The organism is Streptomyces sp. NPDC091649 (assembly GCF_044756785.1).
GTDB lineage: Bacteria > Actinomycetota > Actinomycetes > Streptomycetales > Streptomycetaceae > Streptomyces.
In genome coordinates this window covers 46481-68872 of record NZ_JBIVTR010000026.1, presented here as the reverse complement: position 1 = coordinate 68872, position 22392 = coordinate 46481, and the positions used below count along the sequence as shown (strand labels likewise).

Sequence of the window (22392 nt, the reverse complement as noted above, 5' to 3'; positions counted from 1 at the left end):
CCTGGGCCGGACTCCGTGCAGCTCTCGGTGACCGGGCTCCGCGCGCACCCCCTGGAGGCCGCGCTCCCGCGCGCCTCCCGCCGCCGGGCTCCGCGCGCACCCCTGGCGGCCGGCCTCCGCGCGCCCCTCGGGGGCCGGCCTCCGCGCCCGGCCCCGCGCCCTATGCTGCGACGAGGAACGAGCCGACCGAGGAGGCGCCGCGTGGCGACAGGGCGCACCGACCCCGAGCGGCGGGACCGCATCATCGACGCGGCGCTGGACCTCATCGTGGACGAGGGCGTCGCGGGCGTCTCGCACCGCAAGGTCGCCGCCCGCGCGGGCGTGCCGCTCGGCTCGATGACGTATCACTTCTCCGGCATGGACGAGCTGCTGCACGAGGCGTTCACCCGGTTCTCCGGCACCGTCGTCGCCGTCTTCGAGGACCGCCTCGGCCAGGCGGGCACCCCCGACGAGGCGCGCGAGGCCGTCGCCGACCTCGTCCACCACCTCTCCGGCGGCAACCAGCGCGAGCTGATCCTCACCCACGAGCTCTACACCCTCGCCGCACGCCGGCCGGCCTACCGCGAGCTGACCCGCGCATGGATGAGCCGGAGCCGCCGCGCCCTGGAGTGGCACTTCGACCCGGACACCGCCCGCCAGCTCGACGCGCTCATCGAGGGCCTGTCCATCCACCGCGCCCTGGAGACCGAGCCCCACGAACGGGCCCTGACGGCTGAGGCGATCGCCCGGATCACCGCGCCCTGAGGCGGTGCGCCGCCGGCCTCCACGAAGGCGCCGGACTCCCCGGCGCGCGGTGCGCGGCGGACATCCCAAAGTCGTCCGAGGTCGGCAAGTAGGAGCGGGTTGCTGTGCTCCGGCGTCCCGCTCTGGTGCCATGAGGGGGTCGCTTTCCTCCATGGAAAAGGGAGTTCTCGCAGGATGCGGACCACAACGCTGGGCAGGGACGGGCCGGTCGTCGGCCGGCTGGGACTGGGTGCGATGGGTCTTTCCTACCGCTACGCCCCGGCCCTGAGAGACAGGAGCAAGGCGGTATCGCTGGTCCGGGAGGCGGTGGACGTCGGGGTCAACCTCCTGGAGACGGCCGGCGCCTACGCGGCCGGGGACAACGAGCGGATGATCGGCGAGGCCATCCGCGGGCGCCGGGACGAAGTGGTGCTGTGCACCGGCGGCGGCCTCCTCGGCGACACGGACGGCGCGCTGCGCCCGGCGGGCGCCCCGCAGGCGCTGCGCGACGCGGTCGACGCGAGCCTGCGCCGGCTGCACGTGGACCACATCGACCTCTACCTGCTGCGCGGCGTCGATCCCGGCGTACCGCTGGAGGAGAGCTGGGGGGCGCTGGCCGAGCAGGTCTGGGCGGGGAAGATCCGCATGCTGGGGCTGCCCGTCGTCACCGTGCAGGAGGCCCGCGCCGCCGAAGCCGTGCACGAGGCGGCGGCGATGGCCGCCGAGGTGTCGCTGTTCACGCGCTGCGGCCTCGACGACGTCGTGCCGTACGCGGTGGAGCGCCGGATCGCGCTGCTGGCCGGCGCCCCGCTCGGCCGCGGACTGCTGACCGGTGCGCTGACCCGGGCCGACGACCTGCCCCTGCACGACTGGCGGCGCACCCAGCCCCGCTTCGCCCCGCGCGCCATCCGCCACAACTACGCGCTCACCCAGGCCGTCGCCCAGGTGGCCTCCCGGCACGGGGCCACACCCGCGCAGGTCGCCCTGGCGTGGCTGCTCCGGCTCGGCGAGCACGTGGTGCCGCTGCCCGGCACGAGGGCGCCGGACCACCTCGCGGAGAACCTCGGCGGCGACCGGCTCCACCTGACCGACCAGGACGTGACCGACCTGGAGTTCCTCCCCTATCCGGCGGGCGCGCCCGAGGTGTGAGCCGCGCCCGGCTCACTCCGCACACCCCTGTCCCCGACTCTCCACCTCTCTGGAGTTCTTGACATGACGACCTCTCTGGTACGGCAGGTCCTCTCGCGGCCGCGGCCTCGGACGGCGGCGGCCGGTGTCCACGGAACCACCGCACCCGGGTTCGCCTCGGTGCGCCACTACTTCGAAAGAGCCTGCCAGGACGCGGGCCCGCCCGGTTCCCAGGGAGCCGCGCTGTCGGTCGTACGGGACGGCGAAGTGGTCGTGGACCTGTGGCAGGGCACCGCCGACCCGGTCACCGGGGCCCCGTGGACCGGCGACACCCTGGCGCCCGTGCTGACCGGCTCCCACGGTGTCCTGGCCACGGCGGTCCTCCTCCTCGCCGACATGGGCGCGCTCGCGCTGGACCGGCCCGTCGCGGACTACTGGCCGGAGTTCGCGATGCGCGGCAAGGGCGCGGTGACGCTGCGGGACGTCCTGACGTTCACCGCCCGCCTCCCGGGCATGGCGGCCGACCTCGGCCAGCGGGACGTCGAGGATCCGCACATGATGGCCGCGCTGCTGGAACTGCACAGCCTGGAGGACGACCCCCGGGCCGGCGGCGTGCTGCACGGGCCGTGGACCGCCGGGTGGATCGCCGCCGAGGTGATCCGCCGGGTCGACGGCCGCGATCTCGACCTGTTCTTCCTGGAGGAGATCGCGGGACCGCTGGGCCTCGACGTCCATTTCGGTCTCGTACCCGACCAGCTGCCGCACGCCGCCCGGATCTCCTACGACGCGGACTTCCGTGCCCGTTTCCCGGCGCTGGAGGGCGGGCCGGGCGACAGCGGCGCCGACCTCTTCGGGAGGGTGTGGAACAACCCGAGCCCGTTCCCGGCGGACGCGGGAGTGTGGAGCGAGAGCCGGCGGCGCTACGCGGTCGTCCCCTCGCTGGGGGTGTACGCGTCGGCCCGCGGTCTCGCCCGGCTCCAGGGAATTCTGGCCGCCGACGCGGTACGGGCCCCGGGCGAGGAGCCGCTGCTGCTGTCGCGCCGCACGCTCGACCAGGCGCGGAACTTCTGGATCGAGGGCCTGGACCCGCTGCTCGGCGGCGTCAGCGCGTACGGAGAGGGCGGCCTCCAGCTCCTCGACGACGGGCTCCACCCGGACGTCCGCTCCGGCGCGTTCGGCCACCAGGGGCCCGGCGGGGTCTCCTACCAGTCCTGGCCGCAGGCCAGGACCGGTGCCGCCTGGGTCCGCAGCCGGCTGACGGCGGCCCCGGGCGCACGGGTCCTGGACGAGGTGGCGGGTGCGGTGGCCGGGGCGCTGCGGACCGTCTGAGCGCGCGGCCGAAGGGACCGGGCCGGAACCCGCGTCAAAGGGGTTCCGCCCCGCGTTCGACCGGTCCCGCCCGGCCCGCCGGGCCGACGGCGAGGCCGTGGAGGACGACGTCCCAGACCGCGTCCCGGACCGGGTCCCGGACCGTGCCGCCGGCCGCCATGGCCCCCTCCACGAGGTGCGCCAGCAGGGCGAGGGCGGCCTCCGCGGACACGCCGGGCCGGAGCCGCTGTGCGCCGTGGGCCCGGTCGAGCACACCGCGGAGCGCGGGCAGCCACGTCTCGGCCAGCAGCGGTACGCCCTCGGGGTGGTCGGCCTCCAGCCGTCGCACGGCCCGCACGAAGGGGTCCTCGTGCGCCATCCGGGCCAGCGCGCCGATCAGGGTGCGCAGCTCCCGTAGCGGGTCGGCGGTGGCCCCGAGGTCTGCCAGGCAGCGCCCGAAGCGCGCGCGCCCGGTCCTGCGCACCTCCTCGGCCAGTGCCGTCTTGGTCCGGAAGTGGAAGGTCAGAGCCCCGATCGAGGTCGCCGCCCGGCCGACCACCTGCTGGAGCGAAGCGCCTTCGTAGCCGCGCTCGGCGAACTCGTCGGCGGCCGCTTCCAACACAGCCTGGCGCGTCCTGGCCGCCCGTTCCTGCATGCGCCTTCTCCTTGGACCTCGGTAAGTAGTCGTGCTCTCCGCAAGAAATATAACGAACATTCTCTATGTTTGTTAGTCTGCTCAGCGACGCTCACCTGGGAGGGACCTGAAGTGACGACGACGCACGAGATGCCCGGCATGGCGACGGGCCGACCGCTGGGCGATCTGCCCAGGCAGCTGTTCGGTCATTTACACCGCTCCGACCAGAAGCGCTGGGGGCACGTGTACCTCCAGGGGCTGCTGCGGACGCACGGGAAGAAGACCGTGCGCCGGATGGCGGCGGTCGTGACCGGTTCGGAGGCGGCGTCCGCGTCGCTGCACCAGTTCGTCAACGCCAGCCCGTGGGAATGGGCCCCGGCGCGCGGCGAGCTGGCCCGCTGGGCCGCCCGGTCGCTGCCGGTGCGGGCCTGGACACTGGCGCCCGCGGTGCTGCCCAAGCGCGGCAGCTGCTCGGCCGGCGTGCACCAGCGCTTCCTGCCGGAGACCGGGCGTACCGTCAACTGCCAGCTCGGGCTCGGCCTGTTCCTGGACGCCGGGCAGACGCACGTCCCGGTCGACTGGCGGCTCTTCCTGCCCCCTCGGTTCACCCACGACGAGACGGTGCGCGACCGGGCGAAGATCCCCGCGACGACGCGGAACCAGCCACTGTGGGCCCACGCCCTGGACCTGGCCGAGGAGATGATGTCGCGGTCGGACGGGCGGACGGCGCCGGTGGTGGCCGACCTGACAGCCCTGTGCGACGTCGCGCCGCTGGCGCGGCGGCTCCAGGGAGGCGGGCACGCCTTCCTCCTCGCCATCCCGGGCCAGACCGCACTCTCCGGACCCGAACTGCCGGCGGGCGAACGGGAGTCGGCCCGCGGCCTGCTGCTGCGCCGGGGCGTGCGGCACCCGGCGGGGCCCGGCCGGCAGGTCGTCTCGTACGACACACCGGTGCGCGGACCGCACGCGGACGGCGAGCACGGCCACGGCGCGGGCCGGCTGATGGCGGAGTGGGACGCGAGCAGCGGCCGCCCGGGCCGCATCTGGCTGACGAACATCACCGACCGCCACCCGGCCGAACTGCTGGAACTGGCCCGTTCGCCCCAGGGGGCGCAGTCCGCGATCGAACGCATGGGCGAGGATTTCGGCCTCCTCGACTTCGAGGGCCGCTCCTTCCCCGGCTGGCACCGGCACATGACGCTCGTCTCGGCCGCCTACGCCTGCGCAACCCTGGAGGGCGCCCTGAATAATTGATTGTCCCTACAAACATATATCAGACAGAGCCTCCCTTCGTCGGCTCCAACTCTCCCCAGATGATTGCATGGGCATGTATCTTGTTGTTCATCGCAGTCGAGAAGGGGAGCCGTTCCATGACGATCCACCAGCAGCCACGCGCCGCCTCCGATCAGACCATGTGGGAAGCCGTCCTCGGCCTGCACGCCTTCGTGGAGCGCCAGCTCGCGCACACCCTCCAGCGCCGCTACGGCGTCGGCCTGTCCGAGTACCGGGCCCTGGAGGCCCTCACCCAGTCCGAGAACGGCGAATGCCGCATGCAGGAGCTCGCCGACCACATCGGTCTGGGCCAGAGCTCGGTGACACGCCTGGTGGGGCGGCTGGACAGCGCCGGCTACGCCTACAAGGACAACTGCGCCGACGACAAGCGCGGCGTCTTCGCCGTCATCACCGAAGAAGGCCGCAAGCACTACCAGGACGCCCGCGCCACCTACGCCGACGTCCTCAGCTCGGCCCTCAACACCGCGAGCGCCGACGATCAGCTGGCCCGCGCGGTACAGGCGCTGCGCAGCGCTGCCTGACACGTTCACGACGGACGGCGGAGAGGCCCGGGGCGACCCGGCCTTCCGTCGTCTTTTGCATGTTCGGGCTCCCCCACCGGAGAGGGGGAAGTGACCTGGATCACCTCACTCCTCGAATTTACTTGCTTGACCATGCAAACAAAAGCCCGTAAGTTCTCTCTCGTAGCCAAGACCGCCAATCCACCGAGGGGGGACCGTTGCCTTCGCCTCGCCTGTTGCGGGCAATCAGCCGGCACATACAGGAACAGCCCGACAGCACCGCTCTCGTCACCGCCGGTCAACGCGTCACCTACGCGGACCTCGACCGGCTGACCCGCCGAGCCGCCGCGGAACTCGACGGCGCCGGCTTCGGCTCCGTACGCTCGCTGTGCGTCCCGGCCCACAAGTCTCCGGAGACCATCGCGCTGCTGCTCGCGGCATGGCGTCAGGGGATCAACACCCTGGTCCCGTCGCCCGGTCTGGGCGCCGCCGCCCTGTCCACGCTCATCGCCCAGGCCCACGGCCCGCTGTCGGCCACCGCGGTCCCCGGCGGCGGCGTGACGCTGACGCGGGAGGAGTCCGATCCCGCACTGGCGGACGGCTTCAGCGTCCCCGCCCCCGAGGAGTCGCTGCTGACCCTCACCACCTCCGGGTCCACCGGCGTCCCCAAGCTCGTGCCGGTCCGCATCGACGCCTTCGACCGCTTCGGCGACTGGGCCACCGAGAAGTTCGGGCTCGACGGCGGCACCCGGTCCCTGAGCTTCTCGCCGCTCAACTTCGACCTGGCGCTGCTCGACGTCTGGACGGTGCTGCACGCCGGCGGGACCGTCGTGCTGGCCGACGCCGGGGCCAGCGGAAACGCCGGCTATCTGCGCGGCCTCGCCCAGAGCAACGAGGTGACGCTGGTCCAGGGCGTGCCGCTGCTGCACCGGCTCCTGGCCGCGGGCGGCGCCCGCTACCCGGCGGTCCGTACGGTCGTGTTCACCGGGGAGGCCGTCTCCGAGCAGGAACTGCGGGACGCCTTCGCCGCCTGCCCGGCCGCCCGCTTCCACAACGTCTTCGGCTGTACGGAGACCAACGACAGCTTCATCCACGACATCGATCCGGGCGCGTACACGCACCCGCTGCCCATCGGCGCCCCGATCGAGGGCACCGACGCCGTGCTGCTGGTCGAGGGGGCCGACGGCACCGAGGTCCTCCAGGGGCCCGGCACCGGCGAGCTGCTCGTACACACCCCCTTCCAGACCTGCGGCTATCTGGAGGAGGCCCGCAACGCGCAGACCTTCATGCCGGACCCGCGCGGCGGCGGCGCGATGTTCTACCGCACCGGCGACCTCGTCCACCGTGACGCGGAGGGCCGCTACTTCCTCCAGGGGCGTACCGACTTCCAGGTCAAGGTGCGCGGCGTGCGGACCAACACGCTGGAGGTCGAGACCGTCCTCGGAGCCCATCCGGACGTCGTCGAGGCCGCCGTGGTCGCGCTGCCCTGCCCCGAGGCCGGCACCCGGCTGCACGCCGAAGTGGTGCGCCGGGACGGCGCCTCCCTGAGCTCGCTGGGCCTGCGGACGTACGCCGCGAAGCACCTGCCCCGGCACGCCGTGCCCAGCTCGGTCGGGCTCGCCTGCATCCCCCTGCCGAAGACCCCGACCGGCAAACCGGACCGTAATTCGATCAAGAACACCCAACTGAACGGAGTCGCTTCATGAACGCCGGAAACCACGACCCGATCCGCGACTACATCGTCCAGGACTTCCTGTCCGGTGAGGACGCCGAGGAGCTGACCGACGACTTCGACCTCATCGAGAGCACCGTCGTCAACAGCCTCGGCCTGGTCCGCCTCATCTCCTGGATATCCGAGACCTACGGCATCCCGGTCGACGACATCCCGCTGGAGCCGGCCGCCTACCGCACGCTCGCGGACATCCGCAGCTTCGTCAGCCAGGCCGCTCCGGCCGCGGTCTGACACAGGCGGCTCCCTCCCCGCGCGCCCCACACGCACACCCGCGCACGCCAGGCACACCCGCGCACCCCAGGCACTCCCGCGCATGCCACGCACACCCGCGCACCCCACGCCCCCACACGCCGCGGGCCGGCAACACGTCCAGAAAACAACGATGACAGGAGTACTCCCATGATCGTCCGTTCTCTTTCCGACGTCCCCGCGGTCGAGTGGGGCAGCGGCACCAGCCACCGCCTGCTCACCGAAGCCGACGGCATGGGCTTCACCGTCTGCGAGACGCTGGTCCGGCAGGGCACCTCCAGCGCGCTGCAGTACCTCGGCCACCTGGAGGCTTGTTACTGCATCGGCGGCTCGGGCGAGGTCGTCACCAGAGAAGGCGTCCGCCACAAGATCATGACGGGGACCATCTACGCCCTGGACAAGAACGACGCCCACCACCTGATCGCCTCCGACGACGAGGACCTCCTCCTCGTGTCCGTCTTCAGCCCGGCGCTGCGTGGCGACGAGAAGCACTCGCTCTCCGAGGACGGCTACTCCCGCTACTGATCCGCCAGGCCGGGTGCGGGGCCACAGCCCCGCACCCGGCGCCCAGCGCCCAGCGAAAGGCAAGGCAGAACACGCATGGCAGCAGACCAGGCCACAGACACGTACGGCATCACAGCGCCCTACGGCGACGAGCTCAACGACGACGTCACCCGCTGGGACCGCGCCGCCGAGTTCCCGCACGAGAAGTGGAAGCCGCTGCAGCGGTCCGGGCTCTTCACCCTTCCCTTCGCACCGGAGTACGGCGGCGCCGGCCGGACGCTCACCGAGACCATGGCGGCGCTGGAGGGCCTCGGCCACACCAGCCGGGACGCCGGCCTCAACTTCTCGGCGTCCACGCAGATCGTCAGCGTCGGCATCCCGCTCCAGGCGTTCGGCTCCGAGGACCTGCGCGGGCGCTACCTGCCGCAGGTCACCTCCGGGCAGGCCATCACCGCGCACGCGATCACCGAGCCGGGCCACGGCTCGGACGTGATGAACATCCGGACCACGGCCGTCCGCGAGGGCGACGAGTACGTGCTCAACGGCGGCAAGATGTTCATCACCAACGCCCCGGTCGCCGACCTCTTCCTGCTCTACGTCCGTACGGGCAAGCCGGGCGCCTTCGGGCTGAGCACCTTCCTCGCCGAGCGCGGCACACCGGGCCTGACCATCGGCGAGCCGCTGGAGACGATGGGGCTGCGCACCTCCCCGATCAGCGAGGTCACCCTGGAGGACGTCCGGCTGCCCGTCGGCAACCGGCTGGGCAGCGAGGGCGCCGGCTTCCTGATCATGGATTACGTGATGAAGCGGGAGGTCCTCTTCTCCTTCTCGGTCAATCTCGGCGAGATGACCCACCGGCTGAAGCGGGTGGTCGAACACGCCACCACCCGGCAGCAGTTCGGCAGTGCCATCGGCAAGAACCAGGCGGTCTCCCACAAGATCACGGACATGAAGATCGCCGTCGAGACGGCCCGCAAGTGGCTGTACGACACCGGCCGCAAGGTCGAACAGGGCAAGGACGCCTCGCTGGACGTGGCCGCCACCAAGATCGTGGTCAGCGAGGCCAACCAGCGCACCGCCCAGGACGCGATCCAGATCTTCGGCGCCCGCGGCTACCTGACCAGCACGGGCATCGAGCGCGAGCTGCGCAACGCCGCCGCCGGCTCCATCTACTCCGGCACCAACGAGATCCAGCGCAACTGCATCGCCGCCCTGATGGGCCTGTGACGAGAGGCAACCCATGACCGACACCCTGACCGACACCCCCGCCGCCGCCACGTCCGGCGCCACGACCGCGCGGCCGGTCCTCGACGACCACGCCCCGCTCACGGCGGCCACCGACTTCCTCGACTACGAGCACGAGCGCGTCGCTGCCTTCGTGGACAAGGCCCTGGACGGGATCGACCGCGACGCCGCGAGCCAGGTCGACCTCGCCGTCGCCCTCTACTACGCGGTGCGCGACGGCATCCACTACGAGGTCTACGGCGCCGACCTGTCCCGGGAGGGGCTGCGGGCATCCAGCGTCATCGCCGGCGGCAAGGGCTTCTGCCTGCACAAGTCCGTGCTCTACGCCGCCTGTTGCCGAGCGGTCGGCATCCCCGCCCGGCTGCACTACAGCGATGTCCGCAACCACCTCGCGTCCGACCGGCTGCGTTCGTACATCGGCGGTGACGTCTTCTTCCACGGCCTGGCCACCGTGTACCTCGAAGGCCGCTGGCTACAGGTGACCCCGGTCTTCAACAAGCTCCTGTGCCGGCTGTACGGCATGACCCCGCTGGAGTTCGACGGCCGCTCCGACAGCCTCTACCACCCCTTCGACGCGCAGGGCCGGCAGAGCATGGAGTTCCTCACCGACCACGGCGACTTCGACGACGTCCCGTACGAGTTCGTGATGGGCAACATGCGCCGCAAGCACCCGAAGTTCCTGGACGAGGACGGCACCGGCACCGTCAGCGGCGGTTCGCTCGCCGACGAAGCGGTCTGAGCCGCGGCGCCGTATCCGCGACCGCACGGCAGAAGAACGGCAGAAGACCACAGAACGACAGAAGAGGAGAAGCACCCCATGACGCAGTTCCAGGCCCGCGAGGACGGCTGGGCCGCGCTGGCCCGCGTCGGCGTCGTCGTTCCGCACGCGGACGTCGGGCCCGAGTCCGAACTCCAGGCGATGGCACCTCGCGACGTCTACATCCACGGCTCACGGGTCCACTTCGGGGCGATGCGCCCCGGCGGGGAGATGGACCCCAAGATCCCGCACGATCCGGTGCGCGCCTTCATCGACCCGCCCTTCATCGACGACGCCGTCGAGCTGCTCGCCGCCTCCCCGCTGGACTCCATAGCCCTGGGGTTCACCAGCTCCGCCTACGTCCTGGGCGCCGACGGTGAGCAGAAGCTGTTCGAGCGGCTCGCCGAGCGGACCCGCGGCATCCCGCTCACGGGCACGACCCACGCGGCCGCGGCCGGCTTCACCGCCCTGGGCGCCGAGCGGATCGCACTCGTCAACCCGCCGTGGTTCGACGACGAGCTGTCGGCCCTGGGCTCCTCGTACTTCGACCAGCGCGGCTTCGACGTCGTCCATCACGCCCCCTGCGGCCTCCCCAGCAACCAGAAACTGATCACTCCGGAGGCGCTGGTGCAGTGGATCGAGTCCACCGTCGCCCCGCAGCGGCCGCAGGCGGTGCTGGTCGCCGGCAACGGCATTCGCGCCGTGGGCACCATCGCGGGCCTGGAGGAGCGGCTCGGGTTTCCCGTGCTCACCGCGAACCAGGTGCTCTTCTGGCACGCGCTGCACCTGGCCGGCGGAAGCGAGGCGGCCGGGCGGATCGCCCACTACGGAGCCCTGTTCGGCGTCCGCCCCGGGGACCGGGGCGTGCCGGCGGCGGCGGGAGCGGGAGCGGGAGCGGCCCGATGAGCATGCTGCCGGCGTACGGCTACCAGGCCGCCGTGCAGGAGACCTGCGACACGCCGGAGTACCACCTTCCGCTCGTGTGCTGGCACGACAACGGGTCCGGTGTGCGCGGCATGGTGCTGTACCGCGGGGCGCTGCGCCCGGCGGAGCAGGTACCGGGATTCCGGCGCTATCTCGCCTCCGAGGACATCGAGCAGTACGCCACGACCGGCCCGTGGCCGCTGCTCGCAGCAACCGCCTGATCCGAACCGTGGCGGGGGCCGGCCGGGTCCCCGCCGCATCAGGAGCCGTATCGACATGACACACGACCTCAAGTGGTCCGACGCACCTCCGGGTGAGGTCCTCGATCCGGTCGGCATCTGGATCGTCAGGGCTCCGGCCGGGCAGCCCCCCGTCACCGCGGCGGCCCCGCCCGACTGGCTCGACGAGAAGGAGCGCACCCGGCTGGCCGCGATCCCGCAGCCGGCCGGCCGGGAGGCTTACGTCTTCGCCCACTGGGCGCTGCGGAGCGTTCTCGGATCGTCGCTGGACTGTTCACCCCGGAGCGTCGGCTTCCTGCGGCAGCCGTGTCCCGGCTGCGGCGGGGCACACGGAAGGCCCGCCATCCGCGATCCGGATCCGGGCGGCGAAACGCTGGAGTTCTCGATGTCCCACAGCGGGGACCACGTCGCCATCGCCGTCGCCGAAGCCACCATCGGCATCGACATCGAGTCCTGGCCGACCCCGGAATCCGTCGCCGGCTACCTGCCGTTCCTCCACCCGCGGGAACAGCAGTGGCTGGGCGGCCGTCCGGACGACGAACTCGTCCGGGACTTCGCCCGGCTGTGGACCCGCAAGGAGGCCATGGCCAAGGCGACGGGACAGGGCATGGCCGCCGTCATGAACCGGCTGGACCTCACCGGCCAGCCGCTCGGCTGGCGGGTGCGCCAGCTGCTCGCGCCACCCGGGTACGAGGCCAGTTTCGCGGTCCCGGCCTCGGTCCACGTCGCGGTCACGGTGCACGAGGAGCTTCCGGAGCCGATGCCGGAGCCGGTGCGCGCCTGACCCGCCGGCGGGCGGCCCGTACGTCCCCCCGAGGGGTGTACGGGCCGCCCGCCGCTCCGCGTGCCGCCGCTACAGGCCGCTCGCGGGCTCGATGGTCACCTCGGAGGTGAAGACCCGCACGCCGTGCTGCTCGACCGACACGTGCACGCGGTCGCGGCCCGCGCCGTCGGGGACCGGATCGCCGGCCACGACGACGGCGGGGGCGTCCAGCTCGACGTAGCGGATGAAGTCCGTCTCCATGCCGGTGACCGCCCGGGCCCCGTCGCCGACGGCGTGCGCCGCCTGCCGGGCGGCTTCGAGGAGGAGCATCCCGGGCACGTGATCGACGGCGTGGTCGAACAGCACCGGGTGCGCGGGGTCCACGCGCAGCATCCACCGGCCGGGCCGGCCGCCCGGATACGGCGAGAGCACCACGTCGTCGGGGGAGCGCCGGTCCACCCGGTGCGGGTCCACGGGCGGCCCCACCGGGAGGCAGTTCGCGAGGGCGGCCTCGACGTCCGCGTAACTCCCGCGCAGCCGCCGGTATATGGCCGCGGGCTGGTTGTTGAAGCGGGTCTGCGCGGCGCCCATCAGCCGCTCCCCCAGACAGACCTCGATGTCCATCGTCATGCCGGCGAACCTGGCGCCGCGGCGGACCACGTCCGTGCAGGTCACCACCAGGGACACCGGCTCCTCGACGGTGGTCACCAGCGACGCCAGGGGATCGACCGAGAATCTGAAGTGTTCCCACGCCTGCTTGTACTCCCGCGGAACGGCGTGCACGGCGTGGGACAGCAGCGGCACCGTCTGGCGCACGCTCTCGGCGAGCAGTAACGGGTCGTACGCACCCTGCGAGGGGCGGTAGAAGTCATGCCCCTGGGGCCAGTGCCCCGAGAGCACATAACGCCCCGGGGAGGGCTCGGACCACGCCTTGAGCAGAACTTCCTCACCCCGAAGCTTGTGCACCTGCCACTGGTGCACCTGCCACTGCTGGACCGGCTGCGACTCACGGCTCAGGACAGAAACAGACAACTTGGCCCCCCAAGATCGGTTGTTATCGCGAACGACTACGCAGAGCTGCCCGAGACACACTCCTTGTGCCCGACTCAAAAATAATGATCCTTCTGTTTTGCCAAGTCAAGAGGGTGCGTTCCTTTGATTCCCCCGGGGGCTGATTTGGCACCCTAGACGCCTCAAGCGCCACAAAAGGGACTTGCCATACCGGTAGGCCACTCAGTTACCGTAAGGAGCGTTCTTTTTTGAAAGGTGAAAGACATGGCTCAACTGAAGCAAGAGCGGGCTGAACAGACCCGCCGCGCGATCCTGCGGGCAGCCGCGGAGGTCTTCGACGAGTACGGCTACGCGGGGGCGAGCATCACCCGCATCCTCAAGCGCGCCGGTGTGACGGCCGGGGCGCTGTACTTCCACTTCGGCTCCAAGGAGGATCTGGCCAAGGCGGTGATGAACAGCCAGCCGGAGAGCCTCGTCCCGCTGCTCGCCGCCGGTGGCCTCCAGCGGCTCATCGACCTCACCCTCGTGTGGTCGTGGCAGTTGCAGAAGGACCCGATGCTCCGGGCCGGCGTACGGCTGACGAACGAACAGGCGTCCATGGGCGACTCCCTGAACGCGGACCCGTACGAGAACTTCCGCGGGATCATGACCGGGTGCCTGCGGGAGGCCCGGGACGCCGGCGAGCTGCAACCGGGCGTCGATCCGACCGTGGTCGCCGAGTTCGTGATCGCCGCCTGCACGGGGATGCAGATGTACTCCAACGTCGTCAGCGGTCGCACGGACCTCCCCGAGCGCACCCAGCAGATGTGGAGCCTGATTCTTCCGGGCGTCGCGGTCCCGTCCGTGATCGCCCGCGCCGAGGCGCATCCCGCGCGCGGCGCCTCGATGATGCCCTGACCGACCGCTGCACCTGCTCCGACCGCTGCACCTGCTCCGACCGGTCTGCCTGGCCGGCCGGCCGCTCTGACCGGCCTGCCTGGCTGACCGGCCTGACCGCACCACCCGGTCCTGCCCCGCCCTGCCCCGCCCTGCCCGCGCCGACCGTCCCGCCTCTGTCCCGTCTCTCTGTCCCGCTTGTTGCGAACGAGCCCTTACGGAGCCGCATGAACTCCCTGCGCCTGGCCGCCCTGAACATCGACGGTGTCCTGCTCAACGACACCTTCAGCCCGGTGATCCACCACTTCATCGTCAGCAGAGGCGGCACGTACTCCGCCGAACTGGAACGCTCGGTCTTCTCCCAGCCGCAGCACATCGCCGGCCGGTTACTCGCGGCCGCCGCGGGCGGCGGCATGACGGGCGAAGAGGCGCTCGCCGCGTACTTCGAGGAGCGCGCCGCCCACATCGCCCGCCACCCGGTCACGGTCACACCGGGAGCCCTCGGCCTGCTCCAGCGGCTGCGGGCGGCCGGCCTGCGCACGGTCTGCTACGGCGGCCTGGGCAAGGAGCACTTCGACCGCCACCTGGGCCACTACGCCGGCCTGTTCGACGGCCCCGGATACGTCTGCACCAACGACTTCCGACCCGGCCTCAAGGAGATCACCGAGGACGTGTTCCGGCTCCGCCCCGGCCAGGCCCTCTTCGTCGACGACGTAGCCCGGGTCGCCGAGGCGGCCCGCGAGTTCGGCGCGGCCTTCGTCGGGCACCCCTCCGACTTCGTCCACAGCCACCAGCGCGAGCTCATGCGGGAGGCGGGGGTACGCCACCTGATCAGCGGCCTGGACGCGCTCGACGACGACCTGCTGCACGGGATCGACCGGGAGATGGGCTCGGGCACGTTCTGGAGAACGCCCCTGTCCGCGACCGTCCGGGGCGGTGCCGCGTGACGCCGGGCGGACCGCTGCTGGCCGGCAAGGTGGCGCTGGTCACCGGAGCGTCCAGCGGCATCGGCGCCGCGGCGGCCCGGCACTTCGCCGACGAAGGGGCCGCCGTCGTGCTCGTGGCCCGCCGGGCCCACCTGGTGGAAGAACTCGCCGCGCGCATCAGGAAGGACGGCGGCCGGGCCGTGGCCGCTCCGGGTGACGTCACCCGCCCGGCGGACATGGAGCGCGCCGTCGCCACGGCGGTCGACCGGTTCGGCAGGCTCGACTGCGCGTTCAACAACGCCGGTTACGCCAGTGCGGGGACGGTGTTGCACGAACTCGCCGACGACGTCTTCGACCGCACCATGGACGTCAATGTGCGCGGTGTGTGGAACTGCCTGCGCGCCCAGATCCCCGCCATGCTCCCGGCCGGCTCCGGTTCGGTCGTCAACACCTCCAGTGTCGCGGGCGTACGGGCCACCGCCGCCTCGGCGCCGTATGTGGCGGCGAAGCACGCGGTCATCGGTCTGACGAGGGCGGCCGCCGCCGAGTACGGCGAGCAAGGCATCCGCGTCAACGCCCTCGTGGTGGGTAGCACCGACACGGAGATGATGGACGGCGTCCTCTCGGCCGGCCCCTCCGTGCGCGCCGGATTCGGCGGCAAGGCGATCCAGCGACGCCTCGCCGACCCGGCCGAGATCGCCCGCGCCGCCGCCTGGCTCTGCTCGGACGCCTCGTCCTTCACCACCGGGGCCGCCATCGCGGTGGACGGCGGCCGAACCGCGAAGTGATGCCGACACGCCGCAGGCGCCTGTTGCCCATTCCCGAATGGACAGCAGGCGCCTGCGGCGTGTCGGCGGAAGAAGCGTCAGACCTGAAGCGCGCCGGGGCGCTCCGTGAGCGGCTCGGACCGCGGCGCGGCGGCAGCCTCGGGCTTCGTACGGTCGGCCAGCTTGAGCCAGATGACCCCGACGATGATGACGGCCAGCCAGATGCCCTTGGCGAGGGTGAGCGTCTCGTCGAAGAACAGCGGGCCGAGAACCGCGGCGCCGACCGCGCCGATGCCCGCCCAGACGGCATAGCCGATGCTCACGTCGATCGTGCGGAGGGCGAGGCTCAGCGCGTAGAGCGTCAGCAGGAAGAACACCACCGCGACCAGGGACCAGGTCAGGACGGTGAAACCCTCGCTGCCGCCGACGGCGAGCGCGTATCCGATCTCGAAGACTCCGGCGAGCAGGAGCGAGAGCCAGGCGTTGGTGGAGCTCTTGGCTGCGTTGGACATGGGAGGTGAGTCCTCTCTCAGGGATGGCGTCAGGTGGTTGCGTGGGAGTGCGATGCGTGCGCGGCCGGAGTCGGGCTCCGGGCTCAGGCGGAACCGCTCAGCTGCAGGCCGACGACGCCACCGATGACGAGGAGAATGCCGATCGCCTTGTTCGTGTTCAGACGCTGGCCGAAGAACAGCGCCCCGAGCACGGTGATTCCGACGCCCGCGACGGACGTCCACAGGGCGTAGCCGACGCCGACGTCGAAGGTCAGCAGCGCCTTGCTGAGGAAGAAGGTCGCGGCGGCGCCGCTGGCCAGGGTGATCCCGGTCCACTTGCGGTTCTTGAAGCCCTCGGCCTTTCCGGCGGCGATGGCGACCAAGATCTCGAAGGCGACGGCGATGGCGAGGTAGAGCCAGTGCATGGGAGGTCCTTCCGTGCGGTGAGTGAGCGGGAGTGTGCGGGAACGCGGGGAGATCAGCGTGCGGGGCGCCGTGCGGCGATGCCGGGCGGCGAGGGGGCCGGGGCCGTCAGTGGGCTCGGCTCATGGTGAGGAAGTCCTGGAACGGCTGCTCCGCCTCCGGGAGTTGGAGCGCCGTCACCTTGAGGGGCCAGTCCGTCGGGTCCTCGGCGAAGAGGGTGTACGTGCTCGTGTAGTCGAAGCCGTACCGGGCAGCGGTCCTGCGGTCGGCGGCGTGCACGATGTGGCCGACGCCGGCGTACCGCGCGGCGAGGTAGCACAGGGCACAGGGTTCACCGGAAGCGATCAGGGTGGCTCCCGCCACCGCGCGAATCCCGTGCCGCGTGGTGGCCTCCCGGAGGGCGACGACCTCGGCGTGCGCGGTCGGGTCGTTGTCCTCGCGCACCCGGTTGAAGCCGGTCCCCAGGATTCGTCCGCTGCCCACGACCACGCCGGAGAAGGGGATGCCGCCCTGTGCGACATGCTCACGGCTGAGCCGGACCGCTTCGTGGGCGTAGTCCATCAGTTCGCTTTCGTGTGTACCCATGAGCAGCTCGTCTCCCGAGTGGCCGGTCTATCGTTTGCCTGCACATGCAAGCGACTCTTCTCGCAAGTCGCCGGTGGCGGCTTGTTCCGAGGACACTAATCTTGCATGTGCATGTAACTGGTGTCAAGCGGGCGCGTGCGTACGGGCGTTGTCCAGCGTCGCCAGCGGCTCCAGCACCCGCGGGTCGAAGGGCGCCCGGGGCTCACCGGCGGCCACCCTGCGCGGCAGGTCCGGGTTGGCCAGCGCGCCCGTTCCGACGGCGAGGACGTCCGCGTGCCCCTCGTCCAGGACGCGCCGTGCCACCGCGTCCCTGTGCAGCCCGCCGTTGGCGATCACGGGGAGCCCGGTGACCGTCCGGGCGAGCGCGGGCAGCGTCGGCCCCTGCGGGAACCAGTCCCGTCCTCCTCCCGCGATGTGCAGGTAGTCGGCCCCGGCCCCGGCTGCCGCCGTGAAGACGGCCTCCGCCTCGGCGTCCCCTCCCGGCCAGCGCCAGCCGGGATCGTTGATCTTCCCCTGGGAGAAGCGGACACCGACCGTGAGGCCGGGCCCGGCCGCGTCTCTGACCTCGGCCGTCACCTCCCGCACGAGCCGCAGGCGCCCCTCGACGCCTCCGCCGTAGCCGTCGGTGCGCAGATTGGTGTACGGCGTGAGGAACTGGTCGAGCAGGTAGCCGTTGGCGGCGTGGATCTCCACACCGTCGAAGCCGGCGTCACGGGCGCGGACGGCGGCGGCGGCGAAGCCGCTGACGGCCTCCGCGATCTGGCGGCGGGTCATCTCCATCGGCACGGGCCACCGGCCGGAGCCGCGGTACTTGGTCAGCTGCTCACCCAGCGGCCGTACGGCCGAGGGGCCCGCGGCCCGGTCGCGGAACCGGTTGCCCTGGGCGAGGGCCCCGGCGTGCATCAGCTGGAGGACGACCCGCGCGCCGGCGGCGTGCGCCCGCTCGACGACGGGGCGCCAGGCAGCCGCCTGCGCCTCGTCGGTGATGCCGGGCTGGTGCAGGTACCCCTGGCCGAAGGCCGTGTCGGTGTAGGTCCCCTCGGTGATCAGGAGCCCGAAGCCGCCCTCGGCGAAGGCCGCGTAGTACGCGGCCATCTCCGGGGTGGCCCGGCCGTCCTCGGTCGCGGAGACCCGGGTCATGGGGGCGACGGCGAATCGGTTGCGCAGCTCCATTCCCGCGAGCCGGCAGGCGGTGAGAGCGGGATGGGCGCCGGGCACGTCAGCAGCTCCCGTCGATGCCGCAGGCGGCGCCGTAGCCGGCGTCCTCCGCCTGCCGCGCCTGGGCGTCCAGGACCGCCTTGCGCACCTGGGCGGCACGCGGAACGCCTTCGATCCGGGTGTCGCCGATGAGGATCGTGGGAACCGCCTGCACCCGGTGGGCCGCCGCCTCCCGGAGGGCTTCCTGATGCCGGGCGCGGTAGGTGCCGTCCGCCAGCGCGGCCCGGAACCCGGCCTCGTCCAGGCCGATCTCTCCGGCCAGGGCGACGAGGACGTCGAGCTGCCCCAGGTCCTGGCTCTCCTGGAAGAAGGCCCGGAACATCCGCCGGGTGTAGGCCGTACCCAGGCCGTGCTCGGCCGCGTACTGGTAGCCCTCGAAGGCCAGGGCCGTGTAGGGCTGGGGAGACACGTCGGGGAGTGTGATGTCGACCCCCAGACGGCGGGCCATCGGGTAGACGGCGCGCTTCCAGATGTCGGGCAGGTAGTCGTCCTCCGGCCGCAGGGTGGGCTGGGGGTGGGGACGCAGCTCGAACGGCATCCACTCGACCTCCACCTCGGCGCCGACATCCTTGAGCGCCTCTTCGAGGGGCCCCTCGGCCAGCATGCAGAAGGGGCAGACGTAGTCGGACCAGATCTTGATCTTCACGGGATCAGCCATGCGCAGACCTCCAGGTCATTGAACGCGCAAGCAACAACATCCCCCGGCAGTGCGGCAGGAGTTGACGGACGTCCAGAAGGTTGCACGATCATGCACTTTTGTGTCAAGTCTTCCCGCCCTCACGGCGAGGTCCGCTCGGGCATGCTCACGGCCGGCCCCCGGGCCCGCGCCTTCCGCGACCGCGCCGGATTCCCCTTCCACGAGGCCCCGGTCGTCGCGGGCGCCGGCTCCTTCACCCGCCTCGGGCGCTCAACGCAGTAACGCGCACGCCGCGTTGAACAGGATCAGCGTGTGCACGAACCGCCCGGCGCGCGTGGGCGGGTAGCGCCACATCAGCGGCCAGGTGTCGCCGCCGAGCGCCGGTACGGGTACGTAACCGATCCGGCCCGTCGCCGCGTTGAACGTCGTCACCGCCCGCGGCCACGGCCGCCCGGCCGTGGAGCCCGCCGGCACGAGGAAGTACACCCCGCGCCGCCCGTTCGACTCGGTGACGACGGGCCCCGGTTCGCCGCCGACCAACTCCTCCATCAGGACGGCCAGCCGCCGCCCGTCGTCGCCGTCCACGCGGACGGCGTCGAACTGCACGCCCGCCTTGCGGAGGTGAAATCCGGAGTCCGGAATCCACTCGGCCCTCAGCCCACCATTAAGTGCGTTCACGAGATGATTGTGACCCCGATCACCTAGCGTTTCCTCTATCTGCCGGGGTGCGTCGTACAGCCGTTGACCTGCTCGAACTTCACTGAAGTGGGGTGGATTTCAACGACTTCGAGTAGTGACCGGTTGAGTCCGGTCGAGTCGAAAAGAGATCGCGTGATGGCGAGTGCTGAGAACAAGGAAGCCGCGAGCCCGATGGCCCTCATGGTGGCGGAGGTGGCCCGGACGATGCGCGTCCAGCGGGGGTGGACCCAGGAACAGCTCGGTCATGAGCTCGGCTACTCGGCAGCGGCCGTGAGCGCCATGGAGACGTGCGCGCAGCCGGCGAGCGACGCGATGCTGGTGGAGCTCGAACGCGTACTCGGCAACGGAACCACCGTGTTCGAGACCGCGCGGCGGTACATGCGGATGGAGAAGTACCCGCAGCAGTTCCAGGACTACGCGCTGCTGGAGCAGGCGGCGCTCAGCCTCCAGCTCTTCGCGACGAACGTCATCCACGGGCTGTTCCAGACGGAGGCGTACGCGCGGGCGCTGATCGGCGGCGGGTACCCGCCGCTCTCCGACCAGCGCGTGGAGGAGCTGGTCCAGCTGCGGATGGAGCGCACGGTCCTCTTCGACCGGGAGCCGGTCCCGATGATCGAGATCATCATCGACGAGGCAGTCCTGCGCCGGATCATCGGCGACGAGGAGATCATGCGGGAGCAGCTGCTCCACCTCGTGGAGTGCGCCCGCCGCCGCAATGTCACACTTCTGATGCTGCCGCTGGACGCCGGCCAGTACGGGGAGTACGCAGGTGATCGCGGCTCCATGAACCTGGTGGAGACCTCGGCACACGAGCACCTCGTCTATCTGGAGCCGCAGGACGAGAGTCTGCTGATCAGCGACCCGGCAAAGGTGAGCACCTACGCTCAGCGCTATGCGAAGATCCGGTCACAGGCCCTGGGTCCTCGTGAATCGCTGGACCTCATCAAGCGGTTGGCAGGAGTAGTGGAATGAGCAGCACCCTCCGATGGTTCACGTCGAGCTACAGCAGCTCCAGCGGCGGCGAGTGCATCGAGGTCGCCTTCGACTGGCACAAGTCCTCCTACAGCAGCTCCAGCGGCGGCGACTGCGTCGAGGTCGCCGCCTGCCCCCACGCCGTCCACGTCCGTGACTCCAAGGTGCCCGACGGGCCCGCCTTCGCCGTCGCGCCCGACGCCTGGTCCACGTTCCTCACCTGGACCGGCTGAGCAGTCAGTCCGCCGATCCGGGACCCCGCGTGGCGGCGGCGCGAGGTCCCGTGGCTGAATACCCCCACACATGTCGGGCAACTCAGGGTGGGGGCACTACACATGACCGGAACGACCGCACGGACCAGACGCACGGCCGCACTGGCCGCCATCGCCGCGATGACCGTGGCCGCGACCACGCTGTCCGCCGGGACAGCCCAGGCCGCGCCCCTTCCGGTGCCGCAGGACATCAACGGGGACGGGTACCGGGACGCCGTCCTCCCGGCGCCGCGCGCCACCGTCAACGGGCAGGAGTGGGCCGGAGCCGTCGTCGTGCTCTACGGGTCCGCGAAGGGGGCCTCCGCCGCCCGACGGGCCGTGATCACCCAGGCGTCACCGGGCGTGCCCGGGGTCGCGGAGGCGGGGGACGCCTTCGGTGCGTCGAGCGCCGTCGCGGACCTCGACAAGGACGGTTACGCGGACGTCGTGATCGGGTCCCCGTACGAGAAGATCGGCTCCGCGGAGTCGGCCGGCGCGGCGACCGTGCTGTGGGGAAGCAAGAACGGGCTGGTGTCCGGGGCCGCGCTGCCCACCACCGTCGAGACGGACGGGCAGGCGGGCCGGGACGTGGCCGCCTGGTCCGGGCCGGACGGGACCCAGGTCCTCGTCGTCAACAACAACACCACCACCCGCCTCACCGGACCGTTCACCCGGTCGGGCGGCGTCGCGTCGTCCTACCTGCACGACGAGACGGGGTGGATGCGCTCCGCCGCCTACGGCGATCTGAACGGGGACAAGGCCGCCGACCGGGTGCTCGTCAACGGCCGCATGGGCGGGCTCAGCGGCGGCTACGTGTTCGTCAACTCCACCAACGAGGCGGGCCTCTTCGACCACCGTATGCAGGGCGGCGACGGGCTCACCTCCGCCGTCGGGGACGTCGACGGGGACGGATACGGCGACCTGGTCGTCGGCGACCCCGACGAGCCCGGCACGGTGGAGGGCCTGTGGGGCCACCTCGGCGGCGCGGTGCACGTGTGGTTCGGGTCGGCGAACGGCGTGGCGTACGACAAGGCGCCGATGGTCATCCACCAGAACACGGCCGGAGTGCCCGGCGGCAGCGAACGGCACGACGCGTTCGGGGCGTCCGTCGCGGTCGCGGACCTGAACCGGGACGGGGCGGGCGAGATCATCATCGGATCCCCCGGCGAGGCGATCGGCAGCAAGGCCGGTGCGGGGGCCGTCGTGGTCGTTCCCGGCCGCCGTACGGGACAGCTCGGCGCGGGCTCCTACTCCTTCACGCAGAACACCGCCGGGGTGCCGGGCGGGGTCGAGGCGGGGGACCAGTTCGGGGCGACGGTGAGCGCCGGGGACCTGAACCGGGACGGGCGGCCGGACCTCGTGGTGGGCGCGGCGTGGGAGAACGACCAGGGGGCCGTGTGGGTCCTGCCCGGCGGAGCGTCCTCGCCCTCCTACACGTCGTCGGCCTCCTTCGGCCCCGCCGGTCTGGGGCTCACGAAAGCCAGCGGGCTGCTGCTGGGCGGCGACCTCCAGCAGTGACCCCGGGCGGTCACCGGGC

The 22392-nt window shown here is 71.6% G+C and carries 27 protein-coding genes; 19 read left to right on the top strand and 8 right to left on the bottom strand.

The window, feature by feature from the left end:
- Positions 1-201: 201 nt before the first annotated feature.
- From ACIQMU_RS30155 to ACIQMU_RS30145, 3 genes are all read left to right on the top strand, one after another.
- Positions 202-744, top strand: a complete 543-nt coding sequence (locus tag ACIQMU_RS30155; RefSeq protein ID WP_402690113.1) for a TetR/AcrR family transcriptional regulator — start codon at positions 202-204, stop codon at positions 742-744.
- Positions 745-918: 174 nt separating this feature from the next.
- A complete protein-coding gene (locus ACIQMU_RS30150) occupies positions 919-1872 on the top strand; it encodes an aldo/keto reductase (protein WP_352239744.1) in 954 nt (317 codons plus the stop codon).
- Positions 1873-1935: 63 nt separating this feature from the next.
- The gene (locus tag ACIQMU_RS30145) at positions 1936-3180 is read left to right on the top strand and encodes a serine hydrolase domain-containing protein (RefSeq protein ID WP_402690112.1); all 1245 of its coding nucleotides are present in this window, start codon (positions 1936-1938) and stop codon (positions 3178-3180) included.
- 34 nt (positions 3181-3214) lie between these two features.
- Here ACIQMU_RS30145 and ACIQMU_RS30140 read toward each other — a convergent pair whose 3' ends face one another.
- The gene (locus ACIQMU_RS30140) at positions 3215-3814 is read right to left on the bottom strand and encodes a TetR family transcriptional regulator (protein ID WP_352239746.1); all 600 of its coding nucleotides are present in this window, start codon (positions 3812-3814) and stop codon (positions 3215-3217) included.
- A gap of 111 nt (positions 3815-3925) precedes the next feature.
- Here ACIQMU_RS30140 and ACIQMU_RS30135 point away from each other — a divergent pair, with 111 nt between their 5' ends.
- From ACIQMU_RS30135 to ACIQMU_RS30090, 10 genes are all read left to right on the top strand, one after another.
- Positions 3926-5047 (top strand): transposase, encoded by a 1122-nt coding sequence (locus ACIQMU_RS30135; protein ID WP_352239747.1) that lies wholly within the window; start codon positions 3926-3928, stop codon positions 5045-5047.
- Positions 5048-5163: 116 nt separating this feature from the next.
- Entirely contained in the window at positions 5164-5607 is a 444-nt protein-coding gene (locus ACIQMU_RS30130) for a MarR family transcriptional regulator (protein WP_352239748.1), read from the top strand.
- 215 nt (positions 5608-5822) lie between these two features.
- A complete protein-coding gene (locus ACIQMU_RS30125) occupies positions 5823-7292 on the top strand; it encodes an AMP-binding protein (protein ID WP_402690111.1) in 1470 nt (489 codons plus the stop codon).
- A complete protein-coding gene (locus ACIQMU_RS30120) occupies positions 7289-7549 on the top strand; it encodes an acyl carrier protein (RefSeq protein ID WP_352239750.1) in 261 nt (86 codons plus the stop codon). The genes ACIQMU_RS30125 and ACIQMU_RS30120 overlap by 4 nt, the downstream gene beginning before the upstream one ends.
- A gap of 168 nt (positions 7550-7717) precedes the next feature.
- A complete protein-coding gene (locus ACIQMU_RS30115) occupies positions 7718-8092 on the top strand; it encodes an ectoine synthase (protein ID WP_352239751.1) in 375 nt (124 codons plus the stop codon).
- A gap of 75 nt (positions 8093-8167) precedes the next feature.
- Entirely contained in the window at positions 8168-9298 is a 1131-nt protein-coding gene (locus tag ACIQMU_RS30110; RefSeq protein WP_356732297.1) for an acyl-CoA dehydrogenase family protein, read from the top strand.
- Between the two features lie 13 nt (positions 9299-9311).
- On the top strand, positions 9312-10055 hold the full coding sequence (locus ACIQMU_RS30105) for a transglutaminase family protein (RefSeq protein WP_352239753.1): 744 nt from the start codon (positions 9312-9314) through the stop codon (positions 10053-10055).
- Positions 10056-10133: 78 nt separating this feature from the next.
- A complete protein-coding gene (locus ACIQMU_RS30100; RefSeq protein ID WP_402690110.1) occupies positions 10134-10979 on the top strand; it encodes a maleate cis-trans isomerase in 846 nt (281 codons plus the stop codon).
- Positions 10976-11218: a DUF6253 family protein gene (locus ACIQMU_RS30095; protein ID WP_352239755.1), complete on the top strand. Its 243-nt coding sequence runs from the start codon at positions 10976-10978 to the stop codon at positions 11216-11218. Before ACIQMU_RS30100 ends, ACIQMU_RS30095 begins: the two co-directional genes overlap by 4 nt.
- Positions 11219-11273: 55 nt before the next feature.
- Positions 11274-12020 (top strand): 4'-phosphopantetheinyl transferase family protein, encoded by a 747-nt coding sequence (locus ACIQMU_RS30090; RefSeq protein ID WP_402690109.1) that lies wholly within the window; start codon positions 11274-11276, stop codon positions 12018-12020.
- 69 nt (positions 12021-12089) lie between these two features.
- Here the strand turns inward: ACIQMU_RS30090 and ACIQMU_RS30085 are convergent, their stop codons facing one another.
- A complete protein-coding gene (locus ACIQMU_RS30085; RefSeq protein WP_402690108.1) occupies positions 12090-13031 on the bottom strand; it encodes a ScbA/BarX family gamma-butyrolactone biosynthesis protein in 942 nt (313 codons plus the stop codon).
- 243 nt (positions 13032-13274) lie between these two features.
- Here ACIQMU_RS30085 and ACIQMU_RS30080 point away from each other — a divergent pair, with 243 nt between their 5' ends.
- The 3 genes from ACIQMU_RS30080 to ACIQMU_RS30070 all read left to right on the top strand — a co-directional run bounded on the left by ACIQMU_RS30080 (position 13275) and on the right by ACIQMU_RS30070 (position 15600).
- Positions 13275-13907: a ScbR family autoregulator-binding transcription factor gene (locus tag ACIQMU_RS30080; RefSeq protein WP_352239758.1), complete on the top strand. Its 633-nt coding sequence runs from the start codon at positions 13275-13277 to the stop codon at positions 13905-13907.
- A gap of 206 nt (positions 13908-14113) precedes the next feature.
- A complete protein-coding gene (locus ACIQMU_RS30075) occupies positions 14114-14833 on the top strand; it encodes an HAD family phosphatase (protein WP_352239759.1) in 720 nt (239 codons plus the stop codon).
- Positions 14830-15600 (top strand): glucose 1-dehydrogenase, encoded by a 771-nt coding sequence (locus ACIQMU_RS30070; protein WP_352239760.1) that lies wholly within the window; start codon positions 14830-14832, stop codon positions 15598-15600. The genes ACIQMU_RS30075 and ACIQMU_RS30070 overlap by 4 nt, the downstream gene beginning before the upstream one ends.
- A gap of 77 nt (positions 15601-15677) precedes the next feature.
- Here the strand turns inward: ACIQMU_RS30070 and ACIQMU_RS30065 are convergent, their stop codons facing one another.
- The 6 genes from ACIQMU_RS30065 to ACIQMU_RS30040 form a co-directional block, all read right to left on the bottom strand.
- Positions 15678-16091, bottom strand: a complete 414-nt coding sequence (locus ACIQMU_RS30065) for a multidrug efflux SMR transporter (RefSeq protein WP_352239761.1) — start codon at positions 16089-16091, stop codon at positions 15678-15680.
- Between the two features lie 83 nt (positions 16092-16174).
- Positions 16175-16495, bottom strand: a complete 321-nt coding sequence (locus ACIQMU_RS30060) for a multidrug efflux SMR transporter (protein ID WP_352239762.1) — start codon at positions 16493-16495, stop codon at positions 16175-16177.
- A gap of 106 nt (positions 16496-16601) precedes the next feature.
- Entirely contained in the window at positions 16602-17078 is a 477-nt protein-coding gene (locus ACIQMU_RS30055) for a nucleoside deaminase (RefSeq protein WP_402690107.1), read from the bottom strand.
- Positions 17079-17201: 123 nt separating this feature from the next.
- A complete protein-coding gene (locus ACIQMU_RS30050; protein ID WP_402690106.1) occupies positions 17202-18296 on the bottom strand; it encodes an NADH:flavin oxidoreductase in 1095 nt (364 codons plus the stop codon).
- A 1-nt stretch (position 18297) separates the two neighbouring features.
- Complete coding sequence (locus tag ACIQMU_RS30045; protein WP_352239765.1) at positions 18298-18954, bottom strand: DsbA family oxidoreductase; 657 nt, start codon at positions 18952-18954, stop codon at positions 18298-18300.
- Between the two features lie 249 nt (positions 18955-19203).
- A complete protein-coding gene (locus ACIQMU_RS30040) occupies positions 19204-19611 on the bottom strand; it encodes a hypothetical protein (protein WP_352239766.1) in 408 nt (135 codons plus the stop codon).
- Positions 19612-19767: 156 nt separating this feature from the next.
- Here ACIQMU_RS30040 and ACIQMU_RS30035 point away from each other — a divergent pair, with 156 nt between their 5' ends.
- From ACIQMU_RS30035 to ACIQMU_RS30025, 3 genes are all read left to right on the top strand, one after another.
- Entirely contained in the window at positions 19768-20604 is an 837-nt protein-coding gene (locus ACIQMU_RS30035) for a helix-turn-helix transcriptional regulator (RefSeq protein WP_352239767.1), read from the top strand.
- Positions 20601-20837, top strand: coding sequence for a DUF397 domain-containing protein (locus ACIQMU_RS30030; protein ID WP_352239768.1), 237 nt, complete (start codon positions 20601-20603; stop codon positions 20835-20837). The genes ACIQMU_RS30035 and ACIQMU_RS30030 overlap by 4 nt, the downstream gene beginning before the upstream one ends.
- A gap of 102 nt (positions 20838-20939) precedes the next feature.
- Positions 20940-22373 (top strand): FG-GAP repeat protein, encoded by a 1434-nt coding sequence (locus tag ACIQMU_RS30025; RefSeq protein WP_352239769.1) that lies wholly within the window; start codon positions 20940-20942, stop codon positions 22371-22373.
- Positions 22374-22392 lie beyond the last annotated feature (19 nt).